6 protein-coding genes are annotated in these 13,813 nt (G+C 67.2%); 5 read left to right on the top strand and 1 reads right to left on the bottom strand.

The window, feature by feature from the left end:
* The first annotated feature begins 257 nt into the window (after positions 1-257).
* Both rpoB and ACIP5M_RS26120 read left to right on the top strand, forming a co-directional pair.
* Positions 258-3,740, top strand: coding sequence for a DNA-directed RNA polymerase subunit beta (rpoB, locus tag ACIP5M_RS26125; protein ID WP_401201298.1), 3,483 nt, complete (start codon positions 258-260; stop codon positions 3,738-3,740).
* 97 nt (positions 3,741-3,837) lie between these two features.
* Positions 3,838-7,737: a DNA-directed RNA polymerase subunit beta' gene (locus ACIP5M_RS26120; RefSeq protein ID WP_401201297.1), complete on the top strand. Its 3,900-nt coding sequence runs from the start codon at positions 3,838-3,840 to the stop codon at positions 7,735-7,737.
* 79 nt (positions 7,738-7,816) lie between these two features.
* Here the strand turns inward: ACIP5M_RS26120 and ACIP5M_RS26115 are convergent, their stop codons facing one another.
* Positions 7,817-10,276, bottom strand: coding sequence for a YfhO family protein (locus ACIP5M_RS26115; RefSeq protein ID WP_401201295.1), 2,460 nt, complete (start codon positions 10,274-10,276; stop codon positions 7,817-7,819).
* Between the two features lie 451 nt (positions 10,277-10,727).
* Here ACIP5M_RS26115 and rpsL point away from each other — a divergent pair, with 451 nt between their 5' ends.
* Genes rpsL through fusA form a run of 3 tightly spaced genes read left to right on the top strand, consistent with a single transcriptional unit; the run spans position 10,728 to position 13,744 of the window.
* Complete coding sequence (gene rpsL / locus ACIP5M_RS26110) at positions 10,728-11,099, top strand: 30S ribosomal protein S12 (RefSeq protein WP_007265893.1); 372 nt, start codon at positions 10,728-10,730, stop codon at positions 11,097-11,099.
* A 2-nt stretch (positions 11,100-11,101) separates the two neighbouring features.
* The gene (gene rpsG / locus ACIP5M_RS26105; RefSeq protein ID WP_007265894.1) at positions 11,102-11,572 is read left to right on the top strand and encodes a 30S ribosomal protein S7; all 471 of its coding nucleotides are present in this window, start codon (positions 11,102-11,104) and stop codon (positions 11,570-11,572) included.
* A 39-nt stretch (positions 11,573-11,611) separates the two neighbouring features.
* Positions 11,612-13,744, top strand: coding sequence for an elongation factor G (gene fusA / locus ACIP5M_RS26100; protein ID WP_401201292.1), 2,133 nt, complete (start codon positions 11,612-11,614; stop codon positions 13,742-13,744).
* The last annotated feature ends 69 nt before the right edge of the window (positions 13,745-13,813 follow it).

Here is a 13,813-nt window from a genome sequence, read left to right as displayed (position 1 = left end):
TATTGACGGACTTGGGGAAGGCCTGTTGCCGGTTTCCGGAAACCTGGTCTGGACATCAGTGAGCCGAGTGGCTACACTGACCCTTTGCGCTGCCTGTTAGCTGACCCCTGCCCGTCGCCAGGGTCATGCCCACGCTCGAGCACACCTGATTGATCCGCCCTGACCTGGTCTTTCGTCCAGAACGGGAGCGTCTGTCTTCTGTGTCGGCTGGGACCGGTACGCGCGTAGTGAGTCCGAGCCCTCGGAAGGACCCCCTCTTGGCCGCCTCGCGCAACGCCTCGACCAATACGAACACCGGTGCCAGCACCGCCCCGCTGCGCATCTCCTTTGCAAAGATCAAGGAGCCCCTCGAGGTTCCGAACCTCCTGGCGCTGCAGACCGAGAGCTTTGACTGGCTGCTCGGCAATGCAGCCTGGAAGTCTCGCGTCGAGTCGGCGCTTGAGAGTGGACAGGACGTCCCCACCAAGTCCGGTCTGGAAGAGATCTTCGAGGAGATCTCGCCGATCGAGGACTTCTCCGGGTCGATGTCGCTGACCTTCCGCGACCACCGTTTCGAGCCGGCGAAGAACTCCGTCGACGAGTGCAAGGAGCGCGACTTCACGTACGCGGCTCCGCTGTTCGTCACGGCCGAGTTCACGAACAACGAGACCGGAGAGATCAAGTCTCAGACGGTCTTCATGGGCGATTTCCCGCTCATGACCAACAAGGGCACCTTCGTCATCAACGGCACCGAGCGTGTCGTCGTGTCGCAGCTTGTCCGCTCCCCTGGTGTCTACTTCGACTCCTCCATCGACAAGACGTCCGACAAGGACATCTTCTCCGCCAAGATCATCCCGTCCCGGGGTGCCTGGCTGGAGATGGAGGTCGACAAGCGCGACATGGTCGGTGTCCGCATCGACCGTAAGCGCAAGCAGTCCGTCACCGTCCTCCTGAAGGCTCTCGGCTGGACCACCGAGCAGATCCTCGAGGAGTTCGGCGAGTACGAGTCCATGCGCGCCACCCTGGAGAAGGACCACACCCAGGGTCAGGACGACGCGCTGCTCGACATCTACCGCAAGCTGCGCCCGGGCGAGCCGCCGACCCGCGAGGCCGCTCAGACGCTGCTCGAGAACCTCTACTTCAACCCCAAGCGCTACGACCTCGCGAAGGTCGGCCGCTACAAGGTGAACAAGAAGCTCGGCGCCGACGAGCCGCTCGACGCCGGTGTGCTCACCACCGACGACATCATCGCGACGATCAAGTACCTCGTGAAGCTCCACGCGGGTGAGACCGAGACGGTCGGCGAGTCGGGCCGGGAGATCGTCGTCGAGACCGACGACATCGACCACTTCGGCAACCGCCGCATCCGCAACGTCGGCGAGCTGATCCAGAACCAGGTCCGTACGGGTCTCGCCCGTATGGAGCGCGTCGTGCGCGAGCGCATGACCACCCAGGACGTCGAGGCGATCACGCCGCAGACCCTGATCAACATCCGGCCGGTCGTCGCCTCCATCAAGGAGTTCTTCGGCACCAGCCAGCTGTCGCAGTTCATGGACCAGAACAACCCGCTGTCGGGCCTGACGCACAAGCGTCGTCTCAACGCCCTCGGCCCGGGTGGTCTGTCCCGTGAGCGGGCCGGCTTCGAGGTCCGTGACGTTCACCCGTCGCACTACGGCCGCATGTGCCCGATCGAGACGCCCGAAGGCCCGAACATCGGTCTGATCGGCTCGCTGGCCTCCTACGGCCGCATCAACCCGTTCGGCTTCATCGAGACCCCGTACCGCAAGGTCGTCGACGGTGTCGTCACCGACGAGGTCGACTACCTCACGGCCGACGAGGAAGACCGCTTCGTCATCGCCCAGGCGAACGCCGCCCTGAACGATGAGATGCGCTTCACCGAGAACCGCGTGCTGGTTCGCCGTCGTGGTGGCGAGATCGACTACATCGCCGGCGGCGACGTCGACTACATGGACGTCTCCCCGCGCCAGATGGTGTCCGTCGCGACCGCGATGATCCCCTTCCTCGAGCACGACGACGCCAACCGTGCCCTCATGGGCGCGAACATGATGCGCCAGGCCGTTCCGCTCATCAAGGCGGAGGCGCCGCTCGTCGGCACCGGCATGGAGTACCGCTGTGCGGTCGACGCCGGTGACTCGATCAAGGCGGAGAAGGACGGTGTCGTCCAGGAGGTCTCGGCCGACTACATCACCGTCGCCAACGACGACGGCACGTACACCACGTACCGCGTGTCGAAGTTCTCCCGCTCCAACCAGGGCACCTCGGTCAACCAGAAGGTCATCGTCAACGAGGGTGACCGGATCGTCGAGTCCCAGGTCCTGGCCGACGGCCCGGCGACCGAAGAGGGCGAGATGGCCCTCGGCAAGAACCTGCTCGTCGCGTTCATGCCGTGGGAGGGTCACAACTACGAGGACGCGATCATCCTGTCGCAGCGCCTCGTGCAGGACGACGTCCTCTCCTCGATCCACATCGAGGAGCACGAGGTCGACGCCCGTGACACCAAGCTCGGCCCCGAGGAGATCACCCGGGACATCCCGAACGTCTCCGAGGAGGTCCTCGCGGACCTCGACGAGCGCGGCATCATCCGCATCGGTGCGGACGTCGTCGCCGGTGACATCCTGGTCGGCAAGGTCACGCCCAAGGGTGAGACCGAGCTGACGCCGGAGGAGCGCCTGCTCCGCGCGATCTTCGGTGAGAAGGCCCGCGAGGTGCGTGACACCTCGCTCAAGGTCCCTCACGGTGAGATCGGCAAGGTCATCGGTGTCCGCGTCTTCGACCGCGAGGAGGGCGACGAGCTTCCCCCGGGCGTGAACCAGCTGGTCCGCGTCTACGTCGCCCAGAAGCGCAAGATCACCGACGGTGACAAGCTCGCCGGCCGCCACGGCAACAAGGGTGTCATCTCCAAGATCCTTCCGATCGAGGACATGCCCTTCCTCGAGGACGGCACGCCGGTCGACATCATCCTGAACCCGCTGGGTGTCCCGTCCCGAATGAACCCGGGACAGGTCCTGGAGATCCACCTCGGCTGGCTCGCCAGCCGCGGCTGGGACGTCTCCGGCCTGGCGGACGAGTGGGCGCAGCGCCTCCAGGCGATCGGCGCCGACAAGGTCGAGCCCGGCACCAACGTCGCCACCCCGGTGTTCGACGGTGCCCGCGAGGACGAGCTGGCCGGCCTGCTGCAGCACACCATCCCGAACCGCGACGGCGAGCGCATGGTGCTCCCGACCGGTAAGGCGCGCCTGTTCGACGGCCGCTCCGGCGAGCCGTTCCCGGACCCGATCTCGGTCGGGTACATGTACATCCTCAAGCTGCACCACCTGGTCGACGACAAGCTCCACGCCCGTTCGACCGGTCCTTACTCGATGATCACGCAGCAGCCGCTGGGTGGTAAGGCGCAGTTCGGTGGTCAGCGCTTCGGTGAGATGGAGGTGTGGGCGCTTGAGGCTTATGGCGCCGCGTACGCGCTCCAGGAACTCCTGACGATCAAGTCCGACGACGTGACCGGCCGCGTGAAGGTCTACGAGGCCATCGTCAAGGGCGAGAACATCCCCGAGCCGGGCATTCCCGAGTCCTTCAAGGTGCTCATCAAGGAAATGCAGTCGCTCTGCCTCAACGTGGAGGTGCTGTCCTCGGACGGCATGTCCATCGAGATGCGCGACACCGACGAGGACGTCTTCCGCGCGGCGGAGGAGCTCGGTATCGACCTGTCCCGGCGCGAGCCGAGCAGCGTCGAAGAGGTCTGACGGGCCTGACGGGGGGCTCCTGAGAGAGCCCCCCGTCATCCCCGGGACCGTTCAGACCATGATTGAGACTCGACCCCGAAAGAGGGATTGACGCACAGTGCTCGACGTCAACTTCTTCGACGAGCTGCGGATCGGCCTTGCCACCGCGGACGACATCCGAACCTGGTCGCACGGCGAGGTCAAGAAGCCGGAGACCATCAACTACCGCACCCTCAAGCCCGAGAAGGACGGACTCTTCTGCGAGAAGATCTTCGGTCCCACCCGGGACTGGGAGTGCTACTGCGGCAAGTACAAGCGTGTCCGCTTCAAGGGCATCATCTGTGAGCGCTGTGGCGTCGAAGTCACGCGCGCCAAGGTGCGCCGTGAGCGGATGGGCCACATCGAGCTTGCCGCTCCCGTCACCCACATCTGGTACTTCAAGGGCGTCCCGTCGCGCCTGGGCTACCTGCTGGACCTCGCGCCGAAGGACCTCGAGAAGGTCATCTACTTCGCCGCGTACATGATCACGTTCGTGGACGACGAGCGCCGCACCCGCGACCTCCCGTCGCTGGAGGCCCACGTCTCCGTCGAGCGCCAGCAGATCGAGAACCGCCGTGACGCGGACCTCGAAGGCCGTGCCAAGAAGCTCGAGACCGACCTGGCCGAGCTCGAGGCCGAGGGTGCCAAGGCCGACGTGCGCCGCAAGGTGCGCGAAGGCGCCGAGCGCGAGATGAAGCAGCTCCGTGACCGCGCCCAGCGCGAGATCGACCGCCTCGACGAGGTGTGGAACCGCTTCAAGAACCTCAAGGTCCAGGACCTCGAGGGCGACGAGCTGCTCTACCGCGAGCTGCGCGACCGCTTCGGCACGTACTTCGACGGCTCGATGGGTGCCGCGGCGCTGCAGAAGCGCCTGGAGTCCTTCGACCTCGAGGAGGAGGCCGAGCGCCTCCGCGAGATCATCCGTACCGGCAAGGGCCAGAAGAAGACCCGTGCGCTCAAGCGCCTCAAGGTCGTCTCCGCGTTCCTGCAGACCAGCAACAGCCCCAAGGGCATGGTGCTCGACTGCGTGCCGGTGATCCCGCCGGACCTGCGTCCGATGGTGCAGCTGGACGGTGGCCGCTTCGCGACCTCCGACCTGAACGACCTGTACCGCCGCGTGATCAACCGCAACAACCGTCTGAAGCGACTCCTTGACCTCGGTGCCCCCGAGATCATCGTGAACAACGAGAAGCGCATGCTTCAGGAGGCCGTGGACGCCCTCTTCGACAACGGTCGTCGTGGTCGTCCGGTGACCGGTCCCGGCAACCGTCCGCTGAAGTCCCTGAGCGACATGCTCAAGGGCAAGCAGGGTCGATTCCGTCAGAACCTCCTCGGCAAGCGCGTGGACTACTCCGCGCGTTCCGTGATCGTCGTCGGTCCGCAGCTGAAGCTGCACCAGTGTGGTCTGCCCAAGGCCATGGCGCTGGAGCTCTTCAAGCCGTTCGTGATGAAGCGCCTGGTCGACCTGAACCACGCGCAGAACATCAAGTCGGCGAAGCGCATGGTCGAGCGCGGCCGCACGGTCGTGTACGACGTGCTCGAAGAGGTCATCGCCGAGCACCCGGTCCTGCTGAACCGTGCGCCCACGCTGCACCGCCTCGGCATCCAGGCCTTCGAGCCCCAGCTGGTCGAAGGCAAGGCCATCCAGATCCACCCGCTCGTCTGCACCGCGTTCAACGCGGACTTCGACGGTGACCAGATGGCCGTGCACCTCCCGCTCTCCGCGGAGGCGCAGGCCGAGGCCCGCATCCTGATGCTGTCCTCGAACAACATCCTCAAGCCGGCCGACGGCCGTCCGGTCACGATGCCGACCCAGGACATGGTCCTCGGTCTGTTCTTCCTGACCACCGACGGTGAGCTCCGTGACACCAAGGGCGAGGGCCGCGCGTTCGGCTCCACGGCCGAGGCGACCATGGCGTTCGACAACGGCGAGCTCGCGCTCCAGTCGTCCGTCGACATCCGCTTCCCGGTGGGCACCATCCCGCCGCGTGGCTGGGTGCCGCCGGTCGCCGAGGAAGGCGAGCAGGAGTTCCAGCCGGGCGACAGCTTCCGTCTGCGCACCACCCTGGGCCGCGCGCTCTTCAACGAGCTGCTGCCCGAGGACTACCCGTTCGTCGACTACTCGGTGGGCAAGAAGCAGCTCTCCGAGATCGTCAACGACCTGGCGGAGCGCTACCCCAAGGTCATCGTGGCGGCGACGCTCGACAACCTGAAGGCGGCCGGCTTCCACTGGGCGACCCGTTCGGGCGTCACCGTGGCCATCTCCGACGTCGTCGTGCCCGAGGCCAAGAAGGCCATCGTCGCGGGCTACGAGGCGATGGACGAGAAGGTCCAGAAGCAGTACGAGCGCGGTCTGATCACCAAGGACGAGCGCACGCAGGAGCTCATCGCGATCTGGACCAAGGCGACCAACGAGGTTGCCGAGGCGATGAACGCGAACTTCCCCAAGACGAACCCCATCTTCATGATGGTTGACTCGGGTGCCCGAGGAAACATGATGCAGATGAGGCAGATCGCCGGTATGCGTGGTCTGGTGTCGAACGCGAAGAACGAGACCATCCCGCGTCCGATCAAGGCGTCCTTCCGTGAGGGCCTCACCGTTCTGGAGTACTTCATCTCCACGCACGGTGCCCGTAAGGGTCTGGCCGACACCGCCCTGCGTACCGCCGACTCGGGTTACCTGACCCGTCGTCTGGTGGACGTCTCGCAGGACGTGATCATCCGCGAGGAGGACTGCGGCACCGAGCGCGGTCTGAAGCTGAAGATCGCCGTGCGCGGCGAGGACGGCGTGCTGCGCAAGGCCGACGACGTCGAGACCTCGATCTACGCCCGCATGCTGGCCGAGGACGTCGTCATCGACGGCAAGGTCATCGCGCCGGCCAACGTCGACCTCGGTGACGTGCTCATCGACGCCCTGGTCGCCAACGGCGTCGAGGAGGTCAAGACCCGCTCGGTCCTGACCTGTGAGTCCGCGGTCGGCACCTGTGCCTTCTGCTACGGACGCTCGCTCGCCACCGGCAAGCTGGTCGACATCGGTGAGGCGGTCGGCATCATCGCCGCCCAGTCCATCGGTGAGCCCGGTACCCAGCTGACGATGCGTACCTTCCACACCGGTGGTGTGGCCGGTGACGACATCACGCAGGGTCTGCCGCGTGTCGTCGAGCTCTTCGAGGCCCGTACCCCGAAGGGTGTCGCCCCGATCTCCGAGGCCGCCGGCCGCGTGCGGATCGAGGAGACCGAGAAGACGAAGAAGATCGTCATCACGCCCGACGACGGCAGCGAGGAGACGGCGTTCCCGATCTCGAAGCGCGCCAAGGTCATCGTGCACGAGGGCGACCACGTCGAGGTGGGCCAGAAGCTCACCATGGGTGCCACCAACCCGCACGACGTGCTGCGCATCCTCGGCCAGCGTGCCGTCCAGGTCCACCTGGTCGGCGAAGTCCAGAAGGTCTACAACTCGCAGGGCGTGTCGATCCACGACAAGCACATCGAGATCATCATCCGGCAGATGCTGCGCCGCGTGACGATCATCGAGTCCGGCGACGCGGAGCTCCTGCCGGGCGAGCTGGTCGAGCGGTCGAAGTTCGAGACCGAGAACCGTCGTGTGGTCACCGAGGGCGGTCACCCCGCCTCCGGCCGTCCGCAGCTGATGGGTATCACCAAGGCCTCGCTCGCGACCGAGTCGTGGCTGTCGGCGGCGTCCTTCCAGGAGACGACCAGGGTTCTGACGGACGCGGCGATCAACGCCAAGTCCGACTCCCTGATCGGCCTCAAGGAGAACGTCATCATCGGTAAGCTCATCCCGGCCGGTACGGGCCTCGCCCGCTACCGCAACATCCGGGTGGAGCCCACCGAGGAGGCGAAGGCCGCGATGTACTCGGCCGTCGGTTACGACGACATCGACTACTCGCCCTTCGGCACCGGCTCCGGCCAGGCTGTCCCGCTGGAGGACTACGACTACGGCCCGTACAACGGCTAAGAGCTCGTAAGACGAAGCCCCCCGCCACTCCGAGAGGAGCGGCGGGGGGCTTCTTCGTTGGCGCGTCGCGGAGGGCGGGTCAGGCGCGGCGGCGGCGCAGGCCCGTCACCGTGGCCGAGGTCAGGGCCAGGAGGGCCAGGGCGGCGGCCGCGAGGCCCGGGGTGAGGCCCTTCGGGGTGAAGGTGCAGGAGACCTTGGCGGCGCCTTCGGGGAGGTCTACGGAGAGCAGGCCGTGGAAGGACGTGACCGGGGCCGAGCACTGCCAGCCCGGGATGTTCGTCATCGCGAAGACGGCGGTGCCGCGGGCGCCCTCGGGGAGGGTGGCCTCGATGCTGTGGCCGCCCGTCTCGACCTTGGTGGCGCCGGTGGTGGTCAGGTGGGCCACCGCCTGGTCGAGGGCCGTGCGGTCCAGGCAGCCGAGGGGGTGTTCGCCCGCGTCCGCGTGTGCGGTACGGGTCTTCACGGTGACGTCGACCCGGCCCGACGCGGGGACCGTGCCGAGGGGGGTGACCCCGGTCATCAGGTCCTCCAGGGGCTTCGCGGTGGAGCCGGAGGTGAGGGTGCCGTAGAGGGCCGGGGAGTACCAGTAGGCCTCGGACCCGGGGGCGCACTCGGCGGCGTACGTCTGCTCGGAGGCGGTGCCGCCGCGGGTGACCTGCGGGACCTCGTAGACGGCGGCGCCCAGCACGTTCTCCTGGCGGGCATAGACGCTGTCGGCCGGGTTGGGGGACACGAAGTCCCCGGTACGGACGGTGACCAGCGGCGGGGCGGGGAACTTCGAGCCGGTCCAGGTGTGGGGGGCGGCGCCCGGGCGGACCCGGGCGCCGATCGAGAAGATCGCGTCGAGCACCGGGTTGTCGGCGCCGAAGAAGGTCCGGCCGTCGTTCTTGAAGCCGTATCCCAGGGGCTGCAGGGCCTGGTAGGTGGCCTCCGGAAGGTAGCTGCTGTAGTACTGCGGGCCTTCCGCCCGGAGGGCGAGGGCGTCGTTGTACGAGGTCTGCGGCGCGCCCGAATCGGTCCGGTACGCGGGCCAGCCGGCCACGGCCCGGACGGCGTCGAAGTGGTTCGTGATCGACCGGTTCGAGGTGGCGGCCGGCTTCGCCCAGCGCTCGCGGGTCCTGCGGGCGTCCGCGTTGGCCGCGGCGACCGTGGACTCGGCGAAGACGACGCCGACCATGAGGACGGCCGCGAGGGGGATCAGCCGGCGGTGCCTCTCCCCGAGGGAGAGCAGGACGAGCGCGAGCAGGGAGACCGAGCCGCCGCCGAGCACGGCGGGCCAGGTCCAGCCGCCGAAGTCGTCGGCGTGGCGCAGGAGGAAGGTGGCCGCGACCAGCAGGGCGGTGACCAGCGCCAGGTGGAGCGGGCGCGGGCGGTTGGCCAGGGCGAGCCAGGCGACGATCACCACCATGCCGCTGAAGACGAAGGCCTCGCGGTACGGGTTGCCGTTCGGCACCGCCAGCCCGTGCCACACGTACTGCGTGGGCGGGAACTGGAAGGAGACGGCCACGAGCGCGATCGCCGCGGCCCACACCAGCCGGGTCCTCTTCGCGATCCCGGTGTTCAGGAGGAAGGCCCCGGCCAGGATCAGGCCCAGCGAGGCCACGTACAGGCGCGGCCGGCCGCCCCACAGGTGGGTGGCGGGGAGCATGCCCGCGAGGAAGAGCTCGATGCGTACGGGGTCGAAGGCGGCGGCCTTCGTGGGCTGCGCGGCGCCGCTGGACAGGAACGACGGCAGGAGGAAGGGCAGGGTGAGCAGTATCCCCGTCCCGGCGGCCGTCGCCGCCCGCCACAGGGCGCGCAGCGGCTGCCTGCCCGCCATGTCACGGGTGATCAGGCGGATGGCCAGGAGGACGCAGGCGGCCATCGTGGCCATCATCGCGGTGTAGAAGTTCCCGAACCAGGCGAGCGCGACCAGCAGGGCCGCGCCCGGCCAGCGGCGCTCCTGCAGGCACCACTCGACGGCGATGCCGAGCATCGGGAGGGCGACCAGGCCCCACAGCCACATCGGGATGTAGGAGGCGTCGCTGAGCGCCCAGCCGCACAGGCCGTACGTGGCTCCGAGCACCCCGCGCTGCCACCACGGGCCGGGGTGCAGCATGCCCAGGTACACCGTCATCACGGCGGCGGCGGTGCCCATCGTGATCGGGGTGATCGCGAAGACGGCGAGGTCCACGTGGGCGCGGGGGACGAGGACGGCCAGCCAGGAGAAGGGGTTGCCGAGGTAGGTGTGGTAGTCGGAGAGGAACTGCTGGCCGAAGCCCCCGCGCCAGCTGAAGAGCAGGTCGCCGGCGCCCTGGCCGTGGACCAGGTCCCAGAGCGCGCGGTGGAAGGGCACGTACTGGTTGGCCTGGTCGTTGACGGCCCGGCCGGTGTTGCCGAAGGGGAAGGTGCCGCGGGCCACCCAGGCCGCGCAGAAGGCGGCCGAGGTGACCAGGAAGGCCAGCAGGGGCCCGTACAGCCGGCCGCCGGTGCGGCGGGGGACCGGCCCCCGGTCCCGGCCGGGGGGAGGAGCGTCGACTGTGGTCTGCTCCGGTGCCACGGTCCCCAATGTCCTGCTCCCTGCTGATCGACGGCTCGCGCGCTCCCGCGCCCGGGCAGCCGACAGTTTAGGTCGCCGGGGCAGGGCGGCCCGCCGAGGCGGGCCGTACCGGACACCGCGTGTGGCGGGCTGCCGGCCGCTGATCAGCCGGGCCGGGACGGCGACCGCGGCACCCGCCTCGGCCGGGTACCACCACTTGCGCCCAGTGTGTTTTCGTGCTGGGCATTTGTTTTGACCTACCTCTGTGAGGTAGGTACGCTCTGACCTTGTGCCTGGGGTGTGCCTAGGCTCCCGTGCGTGTCCATCAACCGCACGTGAGCCGAGCCGGCCACCGCGATCCATGCGTTTCCGTGCTTGCGCGGAGGTCCGCCGGATCCGACACACCCGACCGCGTGGGTCGGCAAAGTTCCAGGTTAGCTTCACTACACGGCACACAGAAACCGGAGAAGTAGTGCCTACGATCCAGCAGCTGGTCCGTAAGGGCCGGCAGGACAAGGTCGAGAAGACAAAGACTCCCGCGCTCGAGGCCTCGCCCCAGCGTCGCGGCGTCTGCACGCGAGTGTTCACGACCACCCCGAAGAAGCCGAACTCGGCGCTGCGTAAGGTCGCGCGTGTGCGTCTGACCTCTGGCATCGAGGTCACCGCTTACATTCCGGGTGAGGGACACAACCTGCAGGAGCACTCGATCGTGCTCGTGCGTGGTGGCCGTGTGAAGGACCTGCCGGGTGTTCGTTACAAGATCATCCGCGGTGCGCTTGACACCCAGGCTGTCAAGAACCGCAAGCAGGCCCGCAGCCGCTACGGCGCCAAGAAGGAGAAGTAAGAATGCCTCGTAAGGGCCCCGCCCCGAAGCGCCCGGTCATCATCGACCCGGTCTACGCATCTCCTCTGGTGACCTCGCTCATCAACAAGATCCTCCTGAACGGCAAGCGCTCCACCGCCGAGCGCATCGTTTACGGCGCCATGGAAGGCCTCCGCGAGAAGACCGGCAACGACCCGGTCATCACGCTGAAGCGCGCGCTCGAGAACGTCAAGCCGTCCCTCGAGGTCAAGTCCCGCCGTGTCGGTGGCGCGACCTACCAGGTCCCCGTCGAGGTCAAGCCGGGTCGCCAGTCGACCCTGGCCCTCCGCTGGCTCGTGGGTTACTCCCGCGCCCGTCGTGAGAAGACCATGACCGAGCGCCTGATGAACGAGCTGCTCGACGCCTCCAACGGTCTTGGCGCTGCCGTCAAGAAGCGCGAGGACACGCACAAGATGGCCGAGTCCAACAAGGCCTTCGCGCACTACCGCTGGTAGTCCCACCCCACATCGAGACCGAGAGAAGACCGAAGCCTTATGGCTACCACTTCGCTTGACCTGGCCAAGGTCCGCAACATCGGGATCATGGCCCACATCGACGCGGGCAAGACGACCACCACCGAGCGCATCCTGTTCTACACCGGTGTGTCGTACAAGATCGGTGAGGTCCACGACGGCGCCGCCACGATGGACTGGATGGAGCAGGAGCAGGAGCGTGGTATCACCATCACGTCTGCCGCTACGACCTGCCACTGGCCGCTCGAAGACGTTGACCACACCATCAACATCATCGACACCCCGGGTCACGTCGACTTCACCGTCGAGGTGGAGCGTTCGCTCCGCGTCCTCGACGGTGCCGTCACCGTGTTCGACGGTGTCGCCGGTGTGGAGCCGCAGTCCGAGACGGTCTGGCGTCAGGCCGACCGTTACGGCGTGCCGCGCATCTGCTTCGTCAACAAGCTCGACCGCACCGGCGCCGAGTTCCACCGCTGCGTCGACATGATCAAGGACCGCCTCGGTGCGGTTCCGATCGTCATGCAGCTCCCCATCGGTGCCGAGGCCGACTTCCAGGGCGTCGTCGACCTCGTCACGATGAAGGCGTTCGTCTGGTCCGCCGAGGCGACCAAGGGCGAGATGTACGACATCGTCGACATCCCGGCCACGCACACCGAGGCTGCTGAAGAGTGGCGCGGCAAGCTGGTCGAGACCGTCGCCGAGAACGACGACGAGATCATGGAGCTCTTCCTGAACGGCGACGAGCCGTCCGTGGAGCAGCTGCACGCCGCCGTCCGTCGCATCATCCTCGGCTCCGGCAAGGGCAAGGGCGAGCCCACGATCACCGCGGTGTTCTGTGGCACGGCGTTCAAGAACAAGGGCGTTCAGCCCCTGCTCGACGCCGTCGTCCGCTACCTGCCGTCGCCGCTGGACATCGAGGCCATCGAGGGCCACGACGTCCGCGACGCCGAGACGGTCGTGAAGCGCAAGCCGTCCGACGAGGAGCCCCTCGCCGCGCTCGCGTTCAAGATCATGAGCGACCCGCACCTCGGCAAGCTCACCTTCGTCCGGGTTTACTCGGGCCGCCTGGAGGCCGGCACTGCGGTGCTGAACTCCGTCAAGGGCAAGAAGGAGCGCATCGGCAAGATCTACCGCATGCACGCGAACAAGCGTGAGGAGATCGACTCGGTGGGCGCCGGCGACATCGTCGCCGTCATGGGCCTGAAGCAGACCACCACCGGTGAGACGCTGTGCGACGACAAGGCGCCCGTGATCCTGGAGTCCATGGACTTCCCGGCTCCGGTCATCCAGGTCGCCATCGAGCCCAAGTCCAAGGGTGACCAGGAGAAGCTGGGTGTCGCCATCCAGCGTCTCGCGGAGGAGGACCCCTCCTTCCACGTTCACTCGGACGAGGAGACGGGCCAGACCATCCTCGGCGGTATGGGCGAGCTGCACCTCGAGGTGCTGGTCGACCGTATGAAGCGCGAGTTCAAGGTCGAGGCCAACGTCGGCAAGCCGCAGGTCGCGTACCGTGAGACGATCCGCAAGGCCGTCGAGCGTCACGACTACACCCACAAGAAGCAGACCGGTGGTACCGGTCAGTTCGCCAAGGTGCAGATCGCGATCGAGCCCATCACCGAGACCGACGGTCCGGCGTACGAGTTCGTGAACAAGGTCACCGGTGGCCGCGTGCCGAAGGAGTACATCCCTTCGGTCGACGCCGGTGCGCAGGAGGCCATGCAGTTCGGCATCCTGGCCGGCTACGAGATGACGGGCGTCCGCGTCACGCTTCTCGACGGTGGCTACCACGAGGTCGACTCCTCCGAGCTCGCGTTCAAGATCGCCGGTTCGCAGGCCTTCAAGGAGGCCGCGCGCAAGGCTTCCCCCGTGCTCCTTGAGCCGATGATGGCCGTCGAGGTCACCACGCCCGAGGACTACATGGGTGACGTCATCGGCGACATCAACTCCCGCCGTGGCCAGATCCAGGCCATGGAGGAGCGTCACGGCGCTCGCGTCGTGAAGGGCCTCGTGCCCCTTTCGGAGATGTTCGGCTACGTCGGAGACCTCCGCAGCAAGACCTCGGGTCGCGCCAGCTACTCGATGCAGTTCGACTCCTACGCCGAGGTTCCCCGGAACGTCGCTGAGGAGATCATCGCGAAGGCCAAGGGCGAGTAACTCTTCGGAGTACACGCTTTAGGCTTGTCACCGGCAGCCTCTGGGGCAACGGGAACCACTCCTGTTGCC

Source organism: Streptomyces sp. NPDC088762 (assembly GCF_044750905.1).
Classification (GTDB): domain Bacteria; phylum Actinomycetota; class Actinomycetes; order Streptomycetales; family Streptomycetaceae; genus Streptomyces.
This window is presented reverse-complemented; position numbering and strand designations above follow the sequence as displayed.

Excerpts from the sequence above, each read along its gene's own strand:
- fusA (WP_401201292.1), top strand. The coding sequence starts at position 11,612 with ATGGCTACCACTTCGCTTGACCTGGCCAAGGTCCGCAACATCGGGATC.
- rpsG (WP_007265894.1), top strand. The coding sequence starts at position 11,102 with ATGCCTCGTAAGGGCCCCGCCCCGAAGCGCCCGGTCATCATCGACCCG.